The sequence below is a fragment of the Pararhizobium sp. LjRoot235 genome (genome assembly GCF_964254145.1).
GTDB lineage: Bacteria > Pseudomonadota > Alphaproteobacteria > Rhizobiales > Rhizobiaceae > Pararhizobium.
Window position 1 is genome coordinate 115,583 of the sequence record NZ_CAXUSP020000003.1, and the last position, 18,582, is coordinate 134,164.

Below are 18,582 nucleotides of genomic sequence, written 5' to 3' on the forward strand. Positions count from 1 at the left end.
TTTTCACTCTGCCTTTCCACTCTCAAAAGTCCCTACACCGAAGTAAGCGTCGTGCAACGCGCTCGCTGTTAAAGTGGAAGGCGTTCCGCGGATTTGGACGATGCCATCACGCAAAACCATGATTTCATCGGCATATCTCATGACACGACGCGAACTTTGCTCGTTCACGAGAATGCTGAGGCCCTCTTCAGCTCGAAGCCGAAGGAAGGTTTCGTAGACTTCCTCCACAACTTTCGGCGCAAGACCAAGACTGGGCTCATCAATGAGCATGAGACGGGGCCTGCACATCAGAGCACGGCCAATCACAAGCATCTGCTGCTCTCCCCCCGACATTTTGCCTCCTGGTTGGCGAAGTCGTTCTCTAAGACGGGGAAAATACTGGAGGACGCGCTCCAAATCGCCCTCGACGGCTCCTCGGTCCTTTCTTCTAAAGGTCCCGGAGCGAAGGTTCTCTTCTACGGTAAGACTTGCAAAAACATGTCTTCCTTCGGGGACAAAAGCTATGCCTTTCGCGGAAATCACTTCTGGGCTTGCGCCCGAAATGTTCTCGCCCTCAAACGTGATTGATCCAGACGCTAGGCTATTTTGAGTCCGGCCGCAGTTCGCCGTCTTCACCCGAAACGCTCGAGGTCATGTTAGTCTCGAAAAGATGCGGCGGGTCTGCTTCCGCCTCACGCACAAGAGCCTGGAGATCGGTATCGCCCCAAATAGACGCTTGCTGTGTCGTTGGCCAGGCCGTCGGCGCGGCGATTTGAAGGACCGTTGCTGTGATTTGATAAGTGTCCAATCTTCGAGATGATCGTTGCGTAGGATCACGATCCGTCGAATCGTTCAAGCATTTTTATGAGCTGAGCATTCTGCAAATACAGTTTCTGCGCCAGTTGGCTCCTCAGTTGCATGATCTCCTCGTCCAGGCTTACCACCTCATTGAAGAAGTTATCTCGAGACGACGGGGATTGCGCACTTTGGTCGTCAATTGCGACTGCCGTGCTCTCCGAAACCATAACTATTTTGGTTCTCTTCGCGCGCTGCGTCCGCGGTGATCGTGGAGACGTTTTGCCTTTTTGGTATTCCGGCTCCAAGCCATGTACCCCAGCACCCGATCCGCTGACCCCGGGTGCCGGCGTCTGGACGTCGTCACCATCGACTTGGGGGCGATCGAGATCGCCGTCGATTTCATCTGACGTGGCCGTTGTCACGATATCGACGGTCGGATTCTCGGTGTGGTCAGGACCGCTGGCTGCTCCCGTTGAGCTCGACGAAAGCGCCGACGTTGGTCGCGCGTCGCTACCGCTTGCCTCGGTATCATCCCCAACCGGGCTTTCTCGTCTTTCTGCCGGCCGCCGTCGCGACGTGAGATGAGCAAGCAGTTTCCATGGTGATTTCATAGTGCTTCAACCTCGAGCAATCCGCACCACGACGTTGCCGCGGCATTAGATCCGGGCTCGCGACGTGAGCCCGGGAATGTCTCTGCTACCGAGAAGGTAGTGATTGAGGTCCATCTTGCAACCGCCACCGCTATTGCTCGTCTATCCGTCAAGCCCGAGCCGCTTGCGCAGGTCGGCATTTTCCGCGCGAAGCTTATCTGCCAGGGTTTTGCGGAGCCTTCTATTCTCTTCGTCAAGCTGAATAAGATCCGCCATCTCATCCATTGCCGAAACTGGCGCCTTAGCCGTTAGGTCGGCCTGCTTTGGCGTCCTCTTACTGGCGGTGCCCTTAATGGCGTTCTTCCTCGTGCTCTTTCCAGTGACCTGCGTTTCGCCCGAGGTCAGCGTCGCTTCCCCGGCTTGTTCGCCACGCTTCCTTCGGCCCCTCGGTAACTTTTCAGTCGTCCCAACGGATGCAGCGACCGTTTCTTCGGCAGCTGCCTTTTGGCGCCGTGGTGCGCGCTGCTTTTTAGGCGCCGGCACTTTTGCCGTTGCATCCGTCGCTGCAACCTCGGTAATAGACCCCGCAATATTCTCGCCAGCCATCAGTTATCTCCCTCTATAGCCAAGAGTTGTTTTCGACCGAGTGAAAGAGGGAGTCAACATGAGCGCATCTAGATAGCTCGCCTTTTGAATCGCCACGCCATGTCCGCGACATTTCGGTAATGATCGGCATGAGGGCCGACCGGCTGTTTGCCGGCGGCGACGACGCTGCACTTGCAGAAAAAATGATGAAGTCCCTGCCGGAGACGGCTCGGTGATTCTAGATGCGGAGCCTGCGAAACAGTCGCGCAAACCGGCGAAACTCGACCTCCTCACCGTCGAACCAGGCGTCCAGCCCGCAGTAGGCGACCGCGGTCGCTGCATCGCTGCCATAAAGCGCGTGCGCCTGGTCGATTATGGCGTCATCGGCCAGATTGCCTTGGGCGGCGGGTTGCGGGCTTGTGGCCTGCGGTCTCCTGGACCGAACTGGATTGCGCGACATCATCGTCTCCCCGTGTCTGAAGTGATTTTGAATGGTCGCCGGCGTAGCCGGCACTTATTCCACTGCGCCGCACCTCGAAACGCTCACAGCAAAAGTTCGGTTGCAAGTTGTCTCGGCGGCCTGACCAGCGAGCGGGCAATATCGATGATATCGTCACGCGCGGCGGTCGGGTCCTCGGTATTCCAGGCAACGCCCATGCCGATCCGAAAGTCGACGCCGCTCACCTTGCGAAGCTCGAAATTGCGGTTGGGGAAATCCCGCGTCCATTGCGGCGCAAAGCCAATGCCAAGGCCAGCCGACACCAGCGATATCAGCGCAAACGTGTCATCGCAGGTATAGGCGATGTTGCGCACCAGATCATGTTCGGCAAACATCTCGGCAAAATAGCGTTCGGTGTAAGAGAGGTTCTGGCGCGAGAACGAGATGATCTTCTGATCGCGCAGGTCGTCGATGCCGATTTCGTCCAGAGCCGCAAGCCGGCTGTCCTTGGCGATCGCCAGCATATACTCGTCGTTCGCCATCGAGAAGAAACGCAGGGAGCCGATGTTCTCGACCGGCCGGATGAAGCCGAGGTTGATCTGGCCGGTTTCGAGATTGCGGATGATGTCGCCGGTCGAGCCGCTCTGGATCTGCAACTCGATATCCGGATATTTCCGGGCGATTTTCGACAGGAACGCGGGAAGCACACCGATGGTGGCTGGATAGATGGTGCCGATCCGGATCTTCCGTGCTGTCTTGCCGGCGACCGAGCGGGTGACCTCGGCACTGACATCGATGTCGCTCAAAATGCGCACACATCGGTCATAGAAGGTCTCGCCTGCCACCGTCAGTTCGACGCGCCGCGTCGTCCGAACAAACAGCTGAACGCCGAGCTCGCGCTCGAGCGCCTGGATCTGGGTCGACAGCGCCGGCTGGGCGATATGCACCCGCATCGCTGCCCTGCCGAAGTGCAGCTCCTCGGCGACGGCCACAAAGTACGTGAGTTGGCGCAGTTCCAAAATACTACTTCCTGATTGGGAATGAACGATCGCCAAGAGAATTTGGTCGCAGCACGAGAAATGCCGGACGCAAGACGCCCTGCACCAGCCTGTAAGATTGCTCGCAGCATGAATACGTTGTATCTATAACAGTACAGGTTACTTGTCAATACCCTGTATCGAAATAAATACGAGGTCACTGTGAATTCGATTCAGGCGAGAGCCGCTCGGGCGATGTTGAAGCTAGGAGTGCAAGAAGTGGCGCAGCTAGCGAAAGTGACCGCGAACACGGTCAGCAGGGTCGAGCAGGACGATGTTGGGCCGCGTGGTCCTCAGCCTGTGACGGTTGAAGCCATAAAGCGGGTCTATGAGGAACGCGGTATTGTTTTCTTCAGTGAAGGTCCGTCGCCAAAAGGCGGGATCGGCGTGCGCCTCGCGGAGTAAATTCCTCAAGAGGTCGCTTAGCTTGAGCAGTCCCGCGTGTTTGCAGACAGTCGAACCGCGGAGGTACAGCCACTCCCTTGGATAAAAATATCTTCGACGTGATCCTCTACCTGATCCTTGGCGTCGCTGCGATCGCCATTCCCGTTGCGCTCGTGACGCAGATAGCCAGCCTGTTCGGGTCGTCTTGACTACCCCCCGCATGAGAACATAATAAGAACAACGCCGGCGGCACAGTCGCCAATCTGAAATTTGATGCCATATCGTCCGCTGGGCCATGCACAGCGAAAAGGAGAAGCTATGCGCCCGCTCAAAGCAGCGTTACCCGATGAACCCGCTACACCCTCGCCGGAGGCGGAGTTCGACGACGTTCTCCGCTATCACGACGGCGACGCCGGCGCGGCCGTGCGCACCTTGTTGGCGGATTGCCGTTATCTGCGTCAGCAGCTGGCATTGACACGGATGGGCATGAGCATCGGCTTTACCCGCGGCTGGACACCGAGCTTTGACCGGGACTGACCGTCATGCGGCACGACAGAAGCATAGAGCTGGCGCCGAGCCCCAGACCACAATTCGACTACGCGACATTGAGCGCCCTTCCGGAATGGTTCGTAATGGTCGCCCGGTGCGGCGCATGCGGCCACGAGGACGAGCTGGATCGGGGCGCGATCGCGCGTCGATTCGGCAAGCACGTCGAACTGGATACGCTGCCGAGGCGCCTTTTCTGCCGCCCCCCTTGTGGCAATCGCATCGGCAACCGACTGTTTCTCAGGAAGCTGGCGCGATGAGAAAAGGACCCCAGACCGGTCGAATGCATCCGAGCATCGCCAGGCACCTTCCCAAGATGTCGGCGGCGGTGGAGCTCGGTCAATTCATCAAGATCACCTGCCAGCACTGCAGAGTGACCCATCGCTATGACCCCGACGATTTGATCAAAGTTCTCGGAGACGTCCCCTTCCTGAATATTCAGGCCAATTTCCATTGCTCGAAATGCGGCAAACGGGATTACATGAGCGCCGATCTCGAGACGCCTTCGGCGCGTGAACGTGTCGGCATGACGGTACGCAAACTGGTCGAGATCAGGACGGTACGAAGGCCCATTTGGGAAGACATCACGCTTTAGGGAGCACGGAATGTGTAATCTGTATCGGGTCTATACCAGCCAGGAGGAGATCCGCGGCGCCACGCGCGCGATGGTCGACAGCATCGGCAACATGGAACCGGAGATCGAGGTCTGGCCCGATCGCATGGCGCCGATCGTGCGCAATACGCTAGCCGGGCGCGAGCTAGCGATGGTGCGCTGGGGTATGCCGAGCTCTAGCCAGGCGCTGTTCGAAGCGGCGACCAACCGTGCCAACAAGATGCGTGCCAAGGGCAATGATGTCGACTTCCAGCAGCTGTTGAAGATGGAACCGGACGGCGGAACCACAAATGTCCGCAATACCGCGAGCAAGCATTGGAAACGTTGGTTGGGCGTCGAAAACCGCTGTGTCGTGCCGATCACCAGTTTTGCCGAACCGGACCCCCCCCAACAAGGTCGAAGGCGAAAGAACCCCGAATGCCTGGTTCGCCAGGAGCCCCGAGCGGCCGCTGATGTTCTTCGCCGGCATCTGGGTGCCGCAATGGGAAAGCGTCCGCAAGATCAAGGAAGGCTTCATCACCGCCGATCTCTTCGCATTCCTGACGACAGCACCGAACGCGATCGTCGCGCCGATCCACCCGAAGGCCATGCCGGTCTTGCTGACCGAAGGCGACGAGATCGAGACCTGGCTTACCGCGCCGTGGGACGTGGCAAAGGTTCTGCAGCGGGCCTTGCCCGAAGATCGGATGGTGCTGCTGCCGTCAGGAGGATGACATGTCTGACGAGCAGACCAACCCACCGCCGGCGCCGCCGGTGCGCTTCTATCATTACTGCGATTATCCTGGCTGCGTGAAGTGGGGGCCTTCGGCAAAGAGCGTGGCCACGGCATCACCGAATGGCGCTACGCCGAGCACCTGGCTCCTGACTATTGGGATGGGCGATCCAACTCGCGAAACTGAGCGATCTGGGCCCAAAGGAACAAATTAGGCCATCTTCACGTTTCAAAGCGAAAGGAGGGCACCGTGACGGCGCCAGAATCGGGCGCCCCAAACCGCATCTCCTCAAACATATTTGAAATAGAACAATCCGGCTTATGTTAGGACGACGCATGCCTAACCTCAGGTACAGCGCAAGGAAAAACGACAGAGACGAATATTGGTCTGTGATCGACATCTTCACCGGACAGCCGACCTTTTATAAGGACATCCAGCTCGACTGTCTGGACTTCGATGAGGTCGACGACATGGTCGCTTGCCTCAACTACCTGAGCGTCCAACGCATGGGCACCCTTAAGCAGCCTTAAGGCAGAGAGGTTTGGTGTTTGAAAAACAATCAAAACTTGCAACAGGAAATCACCTTTGCGCACCTTGCCATAACAGCGTGAAGCAGCGGCAGGAGCGTAGTCTATGAGGTTCATCGCTGAAGCCGGTTCCTTCGCTCCATGAGAAGCTCGTGTTCGACAAGTCGCTTTCCCGCGTCAGTAAGACCTGTTTGGTCAGTCAAGCCAAGCTCCCGGCATTTCCGGTCGACATCGTTGGGGAGGGTTGCGCTCTCGTGGTCGTAGAGGCGCACGAGACTGTCCCATTCTTTGTAAGTGAAGTCCCACCTAGTCGTCATAAATGTGCCTCCCACTGTCGAACCGATCAACGATAGCACGCTTTTGCTTTTTGAAGAGGTTGAACAGCCTATCATCGAATGGGCGCTCGACTACGGTATCACACCGGCCATCATCATCGGTCGCCTTATGAAGATCGCAGATGAACTGGGCACTTCGCCGAATTGGCTGCTTGGCGTGTCTCTTGCCAGTGCGACGGACCCTGAATTCGCGGCGCTTACGGACCGTTTCGCCAATGCAGCGAACGGCATGTCAAAGCAAGAAATTGAGATGGCATTATTCAGGCAGAGGCAGTAGCCGCTACTAAAAACCGCTAAATTCAAAGTGGTCAGCGCCACGCAACCTGCGGTTCCCTAGGAGATATTATGCGATCCTGGGAGCACAGATCGGGAACGTCTCGCGTGACATAGATCCGATTTGCCCCCTTGGGCTCATAAGCCCCGACCACGCTTGCAAAGGGATTTGACCGCCCCCGCAAATTCTTTTCGCCATCAGCTGCGGGCGGGTCCGCACAACGCCCCGGCAAGCATCCCACCGGATGCGACGAGACAGTCTCATGGGACTAGATAAGATTCCAGTCTGACCCGCGTCGCAGATGAGATTGTTGACCCGCAATTCGTCTGCTGACCGCCCTTATAGCGTTTCTTGGGCGAGATATTCCCGTATCCCATATTGAACCGCCGGGAGAAATCGGCGCACTCCCAATGTAATGGATGTGGTCGCCGATGGTCATGGCGTAGACGCCGCTGACATTCATGCGTGTAGACCGCCACCACATCACCATTCAGCCGGACAATGCCAGCATGCTTGTGGCAATCTGCCTCTTACTCCCACACCCGAGTCGCGGTTTTCACGCGCCCGCCACGGGACACGTTCAGGAATAGGTTGTTGACGGATGGGGGGAACGGCAGGCTGGCAGAAAAGGACTTCACCCCGTGATTAGCGGCCCACCGGAATCTGCTGTCAACATATTTCGCGCCACCGTGACTTGTGCTTATCTCCGCAGATACTCGGGGGATTCCATGAATATAAAACGCGGTCTTTTTCGGCTTTGGCTGGTTCTATCGGCGGTTTTCGTCATCGTCGTTCTCACATTCAGTTTCAACAACGTCAAACAGGAATTCGATAAGGGACAGCTACTGTCGGAAATTCCGGAGAATGCTGAGGCTATGGTTCCGGTCTACTGCTATCAGACGCGGGGAGCCATCAAAGCTGACTATACCCTCGATTCCGGACAGAGCGAGGAGCGGCCATGGGACAAGTGCTGGTATGGCATGAAGAAGTTCCGCGCCTTATTCCCTGAATACAAAGACCTGGACGAAGAGCAGCTAACCACACAGATGTACACAGCGGTAAAAATTCCGCTCTACCCTGCGCGCCCATGGGAGACCCTTGGCGGAATTACTGCTTTTGCGTTCGGGGTTCCCCTTGGCTTGCTGGCCATCGGTGCTGCGCTAGCTTGGGCGCTGTCAGGGTTCACCCGTCCGAAGGAAACGTAATTCCAAGCATCGCCCGCCTCCTAACCGAATTCACCTTGGAGACTTCCTTGACACAAGCACTGTTGGACCAGTGGAATGAATTCACGGAATGGAAGGCCATTCTCAAGGTTTTGCCGCCGATGGCAGTGGCCACTATCGCCAACGAGGCGATAGACCTTGAGCGGGAACGGGTCGCGTCGGCTCAACTGCATTTCTGGAACGCCGTTATCGATTATTTGATGTTTGCGGCACACCTTGTGCCAGACATGGAGGATGACCGCCGTGCATGGTATCTCGGATATGTCGAACACCTTCAGGCCTTTGTGAGGAGCAGATGGGGTGACGACCCCGACATTCTAAAAGCCGTCGAAGAGGCTTGGGCCTACTCGCTTGCAAGCAGCAAGAAGCTTGAACCTACCCGAGATGCTCTCCTTGAAAGGGGCATTATCAATCGATCCGGCCAGTTCATTGCCAATTCGTCCGAGGTCGATTCCTAGGACGGCCTATTCCACTTGAACCAATTAGGCCCTCGCCCCCTGTGTTTGGGGTCGAACCATTCCCCGCCGAATTGCTTCATGAACGCCTCAGCATCCTCGCGGATGGAAAAGCAGTGCACGAGGTATCCGACATCTTCAAACCGCACAGAATGACCGCGCACGCAGCGGGACAGTCCCTTGCAAAACCGGTCATGGGCTGCGGCTTGCTTGCCAGTGCACAGGTGCGCCGCGAGAGCGACCTGATGCGGCCAGCCTCGGTCTATTCCTGCCGGAGTGAGTTCGCTCTTGCGGTTTGACATGGACGGTATGTTCTATTTATGTTCTCATTCGTCAAGGCTAGAAATCGTCTCCCCCAGCCAAAATTTCCGCCGCGAGCTTGTCCATGCGATCTTTATCCATCCACCAAATCAGCGAGGGCGTGCTCCAGTAGTTCGTGGCATTTGATAAGCGTGTCAAATTGCGCTTTGCCCTGGTGGGCGGCAAAAAGTCGCCAACCTTCTTCAGGGCTTTGATAGTGGCTCCCTCGCCTTGAAGGGATGTGAACCGTCGACCTGTGCAACGAATGTTTAGCGAACAGAGGCTTAAAGGCGTGATATCTGCACGAGACAAAGACTCTCTTTGTAGGACATCTGCTAAAACCGCCTCGTTGGGCAGGTATCGACGATTGAATCGAACCGAAAGTTAATCGATTAGGACCTATGAAACGCCCACAGAAATGTTGGGGAGTACAGGTCTCGTGTTTCGTCGCATGCTGAAAATGGCAGGAGTTTTCAGAGCCGGTTTTATTTCAGCAGCCGTTTTCTGTGCGTTAGCGCTCACAACTTCGATAGCTGACTTTCTGGTCGCAGCGACAAATCTTCCAAGCCCGGAAACCCTTCACATCCTCTCGCGCGCGCTGCATCTCGATCCGGGACCGGACAAGCCGGTCACGATGGTGATGATCGATGAAGCCGACTATGGAGGTCTCGGCGAGCCTTTCCCGATGCGGAAGAGCCATCTCGCGGCCTTGATCGACAAGCTGCGTCCGATGAAGCCCAAGGCGATCCTCGTTGATTTCGATATTTCGTTGCCGACCGCATCGGATGACATGGCCTCTCTCGAGACGGTGCTTTCCGGATGGTTGAATAGCGATCCCCTCCTCATGTTTCCCAGAGAGCTTACCCGCCAGGCTAAAGGATCCGAGGAACCGTCCGCTGTGCCCACGGCCTTCGACCAGCATTTCAGCGGTGCGCGTCCCATCTTCTGGATCAGTTCGGTATTCCAGAATTCGGAAGGCGGCGCCCTCGACGAATGGAACTTGTGGACCACAACACAGAATAGCTGCGAGGCTCTGCTGTCACCGCAACTTCTGCTCTACCTGTCGCCCCGGCAGGGGAGCCCGATGGAAACACGCAAGGCTGCAGCCTGTCTGGCCAGCGCGGAGACCGGAGGCATCTGCGCCGTGGCGCCCCGGTGTGACAGCAGCTCGAATATCGACCGCGAGCAATTCCTGACCCGGCGAAAGGCTCCCGTGCATTTCGTGCTGGGCGATGACCTGCAGAAAGGGCCTTCGCAGGACTTTGTGACGACGGATGGCAGGTCGAAGCCTGCCTTCTATCTCTGGTCGTCCGGCGACGTCCTGAGCCGTGGTATCGCCGCGGCCAGCGTTCAGGATCGCATCGTCATTATCGGCGGCGCTTATGCCAAGGCAGGTGACCGCCATGATACGCCGATCGGCCGCATGGACGGTGCAAGGGTTCTGGCCAACGCGATCTCCACCGGCGACAGAATGCTGGAAGCTCGCCACGTTTCGGATTTCACCACCAATACCCTGACAGTGCTGCTTGCGACCATCGCACTTGTCGGCTTTCTCAACCTGAAGCCCATCTTTTTCGGCCTGGCATATTTTGCAGGCATGCTCGCCGTCTATGCGGGGGCGTTGCACCTCGCCGACGCCAACACGGCCATCACGATCGTTCGCGGGACGATCGGCCTGACGGCGATCCTGATCGGCGTGGAGTCGGTATTCGCCTTCTTCAAAGACCTTTTGTGCCACCGCCTCGGCTGGCGCGCCTTTCTCAACAATTCCTGACCGGAGCATCGCAACAATGAAGCAGCACATTTTCGTCGCCCCCATCCTGCTCGGCCTTGCCGCGTTTTCCGCCAAGGCGGAGGATGCACCGGCAGCAATCGTGGCCGATTTCAATGCTGCGGATCTGATCGCGTTTCGATCCCCAACCACCCTGCAGCTCGGGACCGGCCTAGCGGCAGGCGAAACCGTCTCCATCAGCAAGGGCGGTTACCTCAAGCTGCTCGTCGGCGGCGAATGCGTGGTCATTGGCGATGCGCCAGGTGACGCAGAGGGCTGCACGGTTCCCGCGCCAGACAAATATGCCTTTACCGTACCTGAAAACGGGTTCGTTTCCGGGATGACCGGCCGCTTCCAGCGCTTCCAGAAAGTGCTTTCCTGGTGGGATCCGAAGACCGAGAGCCGCGCGATGCGAAGCCGCGAGGGGCTGACGGCCCAGATGCCTGCGCTGGCGGAAGCCGATGAAAGTTTCCTCGCAGCCGGCCACCGGGAGCTGCATATCCAGTGGGTGGATGGAACCGCGCCGTTCAGGATCGCGATCCTCGACGCCGGTGGACGGGAGCTTGCTTCACAGAGCCAGGAGCGTGACCGCAATGCCACCCTTCGCGTTAAGATCGAGAACGACGCCATCTACCGGCTGCAGCTGGAGAGCGCGGGCAACATCGCTGCCACCTATGTGATACGAGGGAAATCGGAAACTCCTTTCGGCCCGGAAGGCGAAGAAGCCTCGATCATGCAGGCCATGAAGATCGTCGAAAGCGTCAGTGCCTCTGATGGAGCTTGGGCGCTCGAGGCGGCTCAGACCTTTAGAACCCTGCCGCTCGATGACCGTCTACGTCAGGCCTTGCTTGATGCCGTCAATTTTGCGGACTGGCCATGATGGTGCGTCGGCTGTTCATCCGCCTGGCCTGCGCGGCAACTCTCTTGGCATCGTCCGGAGCTGCGGCCTTCGAGGGTGCCGCCATCAATGATCGCCACGCCGGCCTGAAAGACAGCCTGCAATCCGGCAACCCCGATCAGGCCGCGTTGAGGAACGCCATTCTTCCCGGGTTGAAGCAGCTTCTTGCGGCGGCGGAGCAACGCAACGGAAAATACGGCTCCGAAGCAGCCATCCTGCTGATCGATGTCGGCGAAGCCATGCTGCGCGAAGCCGCGTTTTACCAGGACAAGCAACGACGTGAGCTGGCCTTTCGTGGCATCCAGTCATTGCGGATGGGATTGTCGCAACTGCTGAACTGGGCCCAGAACGATCCGAAGCTGATCGCACAGATCGGCCACGGTTACCTCGTGTTGGGGCAGGAGCAATTGTCACGCTCCGACACCTGGCAGGCGCTGCAGGATCTGGAGGAGGGGTTCCGTTTTCTGGAGGAAGTCGATGCCCCTGCCCGGCTGCGGCTGGCCTTCTATCCTCTATTGCACAAGGCAGCTCCTACGGCAGCCGCACGCAAGGCAATTGGCCAGAGTGAGATCAACCTTGCGTCAACGGTGACTGGCCCGGATGCCGCCAGGCTGCTTCAGGAAGCCCGTAACCGTTCAGAACAACAGGTCGAAACTCCGCTGACCGTGGCCGGATTGAACGAAGCCCGCACAGCGATCGAGGCGCTTGCGCAAAAAGGCGTCATGGACGCGGCCTATGCCGGCCTGGAAAAGCTCCATGCCCGCGTAAAGACCGTGCAGGAAAAGACGCTCTTCATCGCTCGCATGAAGCCTGCCATGTTCCTGATGTTCCCCGATCCGAACGCGGCGCCGATGGTTAGTTGGAACGACTACCAGGACCGGCCGCTGACCGCGTATGACCGTGTCGCGGCCCGATTCTTCGTCGAACGCGACCTGCGGCCATATCTCGCCGGTTTCAACGATCTCAGCCTGCTCGACTATCAAGATCAGCTGAATATTCAGCTGATCTTCGGCCGGATCATCGCGACAAACTACAGGCGGATTCCGGATGACGAACTGAGGACCCTTTGCCGCTTATTCCCCGGCAAGCCCGATAGCTACGAAGTCGATCTGCCAGGCAAATCGATCCCTTCGGCTTGCATCGGACCTCTTCGTTGGGGAGCGCAACTGGCATCGATGAGGATCAATGGCGATGCGATCGCCCTTTTCGACATTGGTCTGGCGCTCCTACCGAAGGACCGTCCGCTTTCGTCAGCGGAACAGACATTCCGGGCGGACGTATTTCAGGAGCGCCTCCAACTGGAAGCGGCTTTCGGGTCTCCCGACACATTCCTCTCGCTCTTCGAGCAATTTTCCGCAACCGGCACCAGACTTTCGCTCAGCATGCAGCTCTACAAGGCAATCGTCGAGGATGATCGTCAGGCTTTCCGTGCGATCACGACATCACTCCCGACACTTCCGGAGAACGAGGAGCGGCGCCTTCTGCGTCTATTGCTTCCTCAGAAGCTTCCCGTCGCCGGTATCAACGTAGCAAGCGAGATCTGCGCGTCACGGCCCGAGACTATCAAGATCGCCGATCAGGCCGCTTTCTGCCTCTCGATTGGGGAAGCCGGAACTATAAACTTTGACGCCGTCAGGAGCGAACTCGCCAACCTGAAAATCGACGATACTCCCACGGGTGTCGGCGGGCTGCTCGCACCGGACTGGCGTCTGTGGGCCCTGCTGCGGCGGACCGAATTCGATACTGTCAGGCCGCATTTCTCGCGCGCATTCGCGGTCCGGGGATTCACCCAACGCCCTTTGAGCACCCGAGAACGGACGTTTCTCGACAATCCCATCTCGGCGGACGAATTCGAAAAGAAGCATGACCGCTTCAGCTTTCTTTTCTCGGAGGATTTCGACGCGGCCCTGATCGCCGACGAACTTGCCCGCCGCGGTCAAATCGAACTGGCTCTCGGCTGGGCTTATCTCAGCGGGATCCGTTATCGTACGGGTGACAGCCCCGGAACCTTGCTTCTTTCGCATCTCTCCGTCGATTTTCACGAGGAGAGCTACAGAGACGGTTGGCGTTGGCTGATAACCGGACATCCGGTGCTGGCGCTTGGCGGTTTCCGCTGGATGGTTCCGGAGAATGGAACGCAATACACGAAAGAGGCCGCCTCCGGGCAGGACGGCCAGGGGCGGGACCAACTTGACTGGGAGCGGATCATCGGGGCGGCGCACGGCGCGATGATCGCCAGCCGCGAACTGAAAGACGAGGCCCGCGCACGCGCTTTCGCGGTCAAGCTTACCCGGTATGTGCGATCCGTGCTCTCGATGCAGAGCTTCTCGCGCAACGAAACGCAGGAAATCATTCTCAGGACGGCACGGCCGGCGCTCGAATATGCCGCAAACGTTCTTCCCGATAACGCCTCGATGAGCGGAGATGAAGCTGACGCCGTATTCCAGATCGCCCAGCTTTTGAACACCGGCGGCGCCGGTGGCACGGTCAATCGCCTTGGAGCGCGTCTCGCCGCAGTGTCGCCGGCCCTCGCCGACATCGCACGGCAGCGGGAGGAAATGCGTCGCCAATGGGTTGCGCTCAATCCTTCGGCTACCGAGCAGCGGCAAAAGATCGGGGCGCAGATCGACGAGCTCGATCAGCGGCTGAAGACCCAGTTTCCGAAATATGTCGAACTGGCAAGCGTGTCCTCCCTATCGATGGAGCGTATTGCCAAAACGCTCGCGGCGGACGAGGCACTCGTTTCCTACCTGAGGACGGAAGACGGTTATATCGCCACCATCATCACGACGTCAGACGCGAAATCCGTGAAATTGAAAAGCCCCGCCGAGGTCATCGACAGGCTCGTGCAGTCTACGCGCCGCGGCATACAGATCCGTGGCGGACGTCTGCCGAACTTCCGCTACGACGATGCTCACGCGCTCTACGAAGCGATCCTGAAGCCCGTAGAAACGGCGATCGGCAAGCTTCCGGGGAAACTGCTCATCGTTCCGGACGGCGCGCTGGAAATCATACCCTTCTCGATTCTCGTCGCGTCGCCGGATGGCGGCGGGAACGGTAACGGCCGCGTGGAATGGCTGGCGGATCGCCACGTCATCACCCGCCTGCCATCCGCGACCTCCCTGCCGATCCTCCGGGAAGCGGCCTCCGCAAGCCCCGGCAAGGAACCCTTCCTGGGCATCGGCGATCCCGTGCTCGACGGGAATCCGGCGGATCTGCGCGGCTATGAGCTTGGCGAGGTCCTGAGCCTCAGAGGCGGCGCGGAGATTGAAAGGCTGCGCGCGTTGCCACGGCTACCGGATACGGCAGACGAGCTGCAGCAGCTCAGCGTCACGCTGGGCGCATCGGCGGGAAGCCTCGTCCTCGGCCAGCAGGCCACGGAAAGTCGCGTCCGCTCCATGAACCTCGACCGGTATGCGATCCTGGCTTTCGCCACGCATGGACTGGTGGCTGGCGAGATCGGCAGCCTTCGAGAACCCGGCCTCGTGCTTACGCCATCCGAAGCAGACGAAAAGTCGGGCTATGACGGCTATCTTGCCGCCAGCGAAATTGCCGAAATGCGGCTTAACGCTGAAATGGTGCTGTTGTCGGCCTGCAATACGGCTGCGCCCGGCGCCAAAAGCGCCGACGGGCTGTCCGGCCTCGCCAAGTCCTTCTTCTTCGCCGGAACGCGCAATCTGCTCGTATCCCACTGGGCGGTAGACTCGATTGCGGCCTCCAGACTGACGACATCGATGCTTCGTGCCTATCGGCAGGATTCCGAACTTTCGTATTCCGCAGCGCTCGGTGTGGCGATGAAGGAGATGCGGCAGTCGGAGTCACATGAATTGTCCCACCCCGCACTATGGGCGCCTTTCGAAATCGTTGGCGCCGATTGATGGAAACGAACAGATGAAGAAATTTCTATACCTGTATTTGCAGGCCTTTGTCTTCGCCCTGACGCCCTTTCAACCGGCGGCGGCAGAAGATTATTTCGTCAAGCCAATCGTCCACCAAGCGGAATTTTCCGAGCCCGATGTCGCAAACTATTGGCCGGAGTATCCCGAGGTTCTGCAATCTGGCGCAACCCAAATCACGGTGCAGACCACAGCCGAAGGACAGGCGCTCACCATCTCAATGAAGATCGACAGCAAGGAATGCACCTTGCGTGATTGTCCCATTCGGATTTTCCGCGATGGCGTTCGGATCGGCCAGCGCATGGCGTGCCGCGACGTCCAGACCTTCCTGGTCAGCCGCGACGGCGATTACATCAAGATGTGCGGCCTGACCTACGCGGTCGCCGATCTCACCAACATCCATCCCCGTAACGCGAACAAGACCAGGCCCTACTGGGAGCAGATGGCTGAAGAACTCGTCCTCAACCATAACGGCTCGGCCATGCGTGTTCTGCCGCACGAGGGCAAGATCCTCTATCTCGAACCGCGCAAGGGTTTGTCACCGGCAATCAAATCGGGTCAGGTGCTCTTCGAAGGCAGGCCATGGACATCGGGTGGCGCCTTTTCCGGCATGGCCTACACGTTCCGCAAAGGCTGCCCGCCCGCACCTTATCGCGTCGAAGCATTTTATGAGGGATCAGTCGAGACGCTTACCTTGAGGGGCGCCGCACCTGTACGGGAAAATAAGGGCTGCAAGGTTGTCGGTTACACACTTGAAAGCGACAACGCTACACTGCAGTTCCACACGACGTTTGACTGAAGTTGGTGGTACACGATTGCTATGCAGATGGATCTTGAGCTCTTGATGAGATTCGAACCACCGACTACACCATGCCAAGTACTTGAAATGGAACGATCTGGCCCACGTGTCGTTTTGCAGTTAACCGTAAGACTCTCACCTCAATATTTTCAATAAGATAGAGGGGCATTTAATTTGAGACGAGGCAGTTGATGTGAGATTGTTGTACGGATTTTGGCACTTAATATGAGAATCAGCCGTCGTCGAAATCGACGGCGTTCTTCAATGACTTCCCGATGACGCACGGGCGAGAATCGAGATTGCTTTGGCAGCATTTTCAACGACATCGCGGCCCGCACGAGCCAATCGCGTACGTCTCGGTATTTGCACTTAATTTGAGATTCTCTTCGTCGCGATTCTCAAATTAAGTGCAAAACTAAATCCAAACAGCCGCATTCTTGCGATTAAGTGCCAAATGACAACTCGCCTTCGTGGGATGACAACGCGGTCCTCGAGTTCTTCGAAACGTCGGGCCGGAATCTGCTCGCCGCGGAAGCAAAGGCCGGCATAAAGCACCATATTGCCCTGTCGATCGTGGGAACGGAGCGACTGCCGGAAAACGGATACTTCAGAGCTAAGCTTGCCCAGGAGAGACTCATCAAAGCGTCGCCTATCCCGTACACAATCGTCCATTCCACCCAGTTCTTCGAATTCCTGAAGGGCATCGCCGATGAAGCTACCGTTGCCGCTGCTATTCTTCACGGGATAACGATGGCGCAACCCTCGAATTTTGGCAACTACTTCTGGTAGGCTTGCGGTATCGCAATCTTGGATACGCCATGCCTAGAACCGCTCCGAAGCCCGCATTGCCTTATCTGAAAAGCATGCTGAGCCATACCGATGATCTGCGTTTGCTGCGGATGTTCTGGGCTATCCATGCCTTACAGGGTAGGAAGCACCAACGGGCGGACAAGTTCTTGGATTATCCACCACAAGCGGAGAGCCCTGGAATTGGATCGAAGTTTGCCGTCTATCCGTGGGACTTGGAAACTCTTATCGGGCTGACGCTCACTACACCAAAAGCATTCGTGCCCCCATGGCGCCAGCATCCGGTTGATACGAAGCAGTTCAACACAGTCGTCGAGCTGGTCAATACCCTCCGCGCCGTTGAGGAGGATGAGAGCGAAGTTCGCATTCAGACGAGCAACATCCTGCTTGAAATGCACCGTATCGGTCACCGTCAGTTTGCTTGGCAGCGCGGCTGGGTGCGCAGCATGGACGTGTACCGCTATTTGTATATTTACGGTCAGGGACTATGTGCGGAGCATTTCCAGAAGACCCACGGCCTGTCGATCTTGGACTTCTTCGGCGTATGCTTCGCGTTGTATGCCGTCCACGTCGAGAAGCCATGGATATCGCGCATCAATGGTGTTGAGGAAATGCTCCATATCAGTTCGGAAGCCGTGGAAAAGGCAATCTCTCTTGTGTCCGGTGAGCGTTGGCAAGTTCGACGCGGTGCGACAGACTTGCTTGATTTGTTTGAGGAGCGGCTCAAAGTCAATCTGCCTGTCATCTATCGCCCCAGCTACTTGCGGATCAAACCCTTGATAAGGACTGCACGAGCCTACGACGACCTGTATTGCGCGCCACTGCCTGAATTGCTGATGATGAGGGGCACGCTGGGCCTTTACTACGACATTGCATCAGGTGGAACGCCCGTAACGAATGACGCGAATGCTCGGTTCGAAGAGTACGCCCGCCGCGCCATAAGGGCTCAGTGCCCTGAGTTTAATCCGGCGCCAGCAGAAAAGTACGTCTATAAAAAGAACAATATCGACACGCCGGACATTCTCCTAAAGAAGGACGGCGTGATTGTCTCGGTGTTCGAGTGCAAAGCGACAAAGCTCACGTTCGAGGCGCAGTACGGCGAGGATCCAGTCGAGAACGCCAAGGCAGGATATAGCCAAATGGCCAAGGCGGTGTTCCAGCTGTGGAAATTCTTCTCCCACGTGCGGCGCGGTATCGTGAAGCTTGATGTAGCCGACAATGCGACCGGCATTGTTCTCACCATGGAAGCGTGGACACAGATGGCGGGCGATCTGCGGGCACACGTAGTCGAGGAGGCCAACGCACTGGTTGCCGAAAAGGAGACGGAGATTGAAGAGCAGGACAAGCGCCGGCCGGTCTTCTGCCAGATACAGGAGCTTGATGAGTTGCTGACTACGTGTACGCCCGACGAGCTTCTTGAAACGTTCCGCGTGGCCACAGATGACAGATACGCGGCCTGGGGTGTTCGCGAGCTACGGCGCGATTTCGTGCCGCGGACAACAGAGCGGAAACCCTTCCCTTTCGACCTTGGGGAAATATTACCTTGGTGGAAGAAGGTCGGTGCCCTGAAAGCCGCCAAGTTGGCAGCACAAGCTGGCGATAACGATTAGAGC

17 protein-coding genes and 2 pseudogenes are annotated in these 18,582 nt (G+C 57.7%); 14 read left to right on the top strand and 5 right to left on the bottom strand.

The window, feature by feature from the left end:
* Window positions 1-3 precede the first annotated feature (3 nt).
* The 5 genes from ACSQ2Z_RS26840 to ACSQ2Z_RS26860 form a co-directional block, all read right to left on the bottom strand.
* Entirely contained in the window at window positions 4-615 is a 612-nt protein-coding gene (locus ACSQ2Z_RS26840) for an ABC transporter ATP-binding protein (protein ID WP_436084271.1), read from the bottom strand.
* Window positions 616-812: 197 nt separating this feature from the next.
* Window positions 813-1,388, bottom strand: a complete 576-nt coding sequence (locus ACSQ2Z_RS26845) for a hypothetical protein (RefSeq protein ID WP_436084272.1) — start codon at window positions 1,386-1,388, stop codon at window positions 813-815.
* 141 nt (window positions 1,389-1,529) lie between these two features.
* Window positions 1,530-1,973: a SyrB-like regulator gene (locus ACSQ2Z_RS26850; RefSeq protein ID WP_436084273.1), complete on the bottom strand. Its 444-nt coding sequence runs from the start codon at window positions 1,971-1,973 to the stop codon at window positions 1,530-1,532.
* A gap of 217 nt (window positions 1,974-2,190) precedes the next feature.
* On the bottom strand, window positions 2,191-2,412 hold the full coding sequence (locus ACSQ2Z_RS26855) for a hypothetical protein (protein ID WP_436084274.1): 222 nt from the start codon (window positions 2,410-2,412) through the stop codon (window positions 2,191-2,193).
* Window positions 2,413-2,495: 83 nt separating this feature from the next.
* A complete protein-coding gene (locus ACSQ2Z_RS26860; protein ID WP_436084275.1) occupies window positions 2,496-3,410 on the bottom strand; it encodes a LysR family transcriptional regulator in 915 nt (304 codons plus the stop codon).
* A gap of 237 nt (window positions 3,411-3,647) precedes the next feature.
* On the opposite strand from ACSQ2Z_RS26860, the gene ACSQ2Z_RS26865 reads away from it, so the two are divergent.
* The 14 genes and pseudogenes from ACSQ2Z_RS26865 to ACSQ2Z_RS26930 all read left to right on the top strand — a co-directional run bounded on the left by ACSQ2Z_RS26865 (window position 3,648) and on the right by ACSQ2Z_RS26930 (window position 18,579).
* Window positions 3,648-3,833, top strand: coding sequence for a helix-turn-helix domain-containing protein (locus ACSQ2Z_RS26865; protein ID WP_436084276.1), 186 nt, complete (start codon window positions 3,648-3,650; stop codon window positions 3,831-3,833).
* 297 nt (window positions 3,834-4,130) lie between these two features.
* The gene (locus ACSQ2Z_RS26870) at window positions 4,131-4,349 is read left to right on the top strand and encodes a hypothetical protein (protein ID WP_436084277.1); all 219 of its coding nucleotides are present in this window, start codon (window positions 4,131-4,133) and stop codon (window positions 4,347-4,349) included.
* 265 nt (window positions 4,350-4,614) lie between these two features.
* Entirely contained in the window at window positions 4,615-4,953 is a 339-nt protein-coding gene (locus tag ACSQ2Z_RS26875; RefSeq protein WP_436084278.1) for a hypothetical protein, read from the top strand.
* Window positions 4,954-4,963: 10 nt separating this feature from the next.
* Window positions 4,964-5,684, top strand: a pseudogene (locus tag ACSQ2Z_RS26880) (SOS response-associated peptidase).
* 335 nt (window positions 5,685-6,019) lie between these two features.
* Window positions 6,020-6,214 carry a hypothetical protein gene (locus tag ACSQ2Z_RS26885; RefSeq protein ID WP_436084279.1) on the top strand — a complete coding sequence of 65 codons (195 nt, stop codon included), beginning with the start codon at window positions 6,020-6,022 and terminating at the stop codon, window positions 6,212-6,214.
* Between the two features lie 357 nt (window positions 6,215-6,571).
* Entirely contained in the window at window positions 6,572-6,823 is a 252-nt protein-coding gene (locus ACSQ2Z_RS26890) for a hypothetical protein (protein ID WP_436084280.1), read from the top strand.
* Between the two features lie 725 nt (window positions 6,824-7,548).
* Window positions 7,549-8,025: a hypothetical protein gene (locus tag ACSQ2Z_RS26895; RefSeq protein WP_436084281.1), complete on the top strand. Its 477-nt coding sequence runs from the start codon at window positions 7,549-7,551 to the stop codon at window positions 8,023-8,025.
* A gap of 47 nt (window positions 8,026-8,072) precedes the next feature.
* The gene (locus ACSQ2Z_RS26900) at window positions 8,073-8,501 is read left to right on the top strand and encodes a hypothetical protein (RefSeq protein WP_436084282.1); all 429 of its coding nucleotides are present in this window, start codon (window positions 8,073-8,075) and stop codon (window positions 8,499-8,501) included.
* A 757-nt stretch (window positions 8,502-9,258) separates the two neighbouring features.
* Entirely contained in the window at window positions 9,259-10,572 is a 1,314-nt protein-coding gene (locus tag ACSQ2Z_RS26905) for a CHASE2 domain-containing protein (protein ID WP_436084283.1), read from the top strand.
* Between the two features lie 16 nt (window positions 10,573-10,588).
* A complete protein-coding gene (locus ACSQ2Z_RS26910; RefSeq protein ID WP_436084284.1) occupies window positions 10,589-11,449 on the top strand; it encodes a hypothetical protein in 861 nt (286 codons plus the stop codon).
* Window positions 11,446-15,345, top strand: coding sequence for a CHAT domain-containing protein (locus tag ACSQ2Z_RS26915; RefSeq protein WP_436084285.1), 3,900 nt, complete (start codon window positions 11,446-11,448; stop codon window positions 15,343-15,345). Before ACSQ2Z_RS26910 ends, ACSQ2Z_RS26915 begins: the two co-directional genes overlap by 4 nt.
* 13 nt (window positions 15,346-15,358) lie before the next feature.
* Window positions 15,359-16,162 (top strand): hypothetical protein, encoded by an 804-nt coding sequence (locus ACSQ2Z_RS26920; protein WP_436084286.1) that lies wholly within the window; start codon window positions 15,359-15,361, stop codon window positions 16,160-16,162.
* A 459-nt stretch (window positions 16,163-16,621) separates the two neighbouring features.
* A pseudogene (locus tag ACSQ2Z_RS26925) lies at window positions 16,622-16,924 on the top strand (SDR family oxidoreductase); the annotation flags it as partial.
* Window positions 16,925-16,980: 56 nt separating this feature from the next.
* Window positions 16,981-18,579 (top strand): hypothetical protein, encoded by a 1,599-nt coding sequence (locus ACSQ2Z_RS26930; protein WP_436084287.1) that lies wholly within the window; start codon window positions 16,981-16,983, stop codon window positions 18,577-18,579.
* Window positions 18,580-18,582 lie beyond the last annotated feature (3 nt).

Bases quoted from the DNA above. Each gene is read 5' to 3' on its own strand.
- ACSQ2Z_RS26845 (WP_436084272.1), bottom strand. From the start codon at position 1,388: ATGAAATCACCATGGAAACTGCTTGCTCATCTCACGTCGCGACGGCGG.
- ACSQ2Z_RS26850 (WP_436084273.1), bottom strand. From the start codon at position 1,973: ATGGCTGGCGAGAATATTGCGGGGTCTATTACCGAGGTTGCAGCGACG.
- ACSQ2Z_RS26855 (WP_436084274.1), bottom strand. From the start codon at position 2,412: ATGTCGCGCAATCCAGTTCGGTCCAGGAGACCGCAGGCCACAAGCCCG.
- ACSQ2Z_RS26870 (WP_436084277.1), top strand. From the start codon at position 4,131: ATGCGCCCGCTCAAAGCAGCGTTACCCGATGAACCCGCTACACCCTCG.
- ACSQ2Z_RS26875 (WP_436084278.1), top strand. From the start codon at position 4,615: ATGAGAAAAGGACCCCAGACCGGTCGAATGCATCCGAGCATCGCCAGG.
- ACSQ2Z_RS26885 (WP_436084279.1), top strand. From the start codon at position 6,020: ATGCCTAACCTCAGGTACAGCGCAAGGAAAAACGACAGAGACGAATAT.
- ACSQ2Z_RS26895 (WP_436084281.1), top strand. From the start codon at position 7,549: ATGAATATAAAACGCGGTCTTTTTCGGCTTTGGCTGGTTCTATCGGCG.
- ACSQ2Z_RS26905 (WP_436084283.1), top strand. From the start codon at position 9,259: ATGGCAGGAGTTTTCAGAGCCGGTTTTATTTCAGCAGCCGTTTTCTGT.
- ACSQ2Z_RS26910 (WP_436084284.1), top strand. From the start codon at position 10,589: ATGAAGCAGCACATTTTCGTCGCCCCCATCCTGCTCGGCCTTGCCGCG.
- ACSQ2Z_RS26915 (WP_436084285.1), top strand. From the start codon at position 11,446: ATGATGGTGCGTCGGCTGTTCATCCGCCTGGCCTGCGCGGCAACTCTC.
- ACSQ2Z_RS26920 (WP_436084286.1), top strand. From the start codon at position 15,359: ATGAAGAAATTTCTATACCTGTATTTGCAGGCCTTTGTCTTCGCCCTG.
- ACSQ2Z_RS26930 (WP_436084287.1), top strand. From the start codon at position 16,981: ATGCCTAGAACCGCTCCGAAGCCCGCATTGCCTTATCTGAAAAGCATG.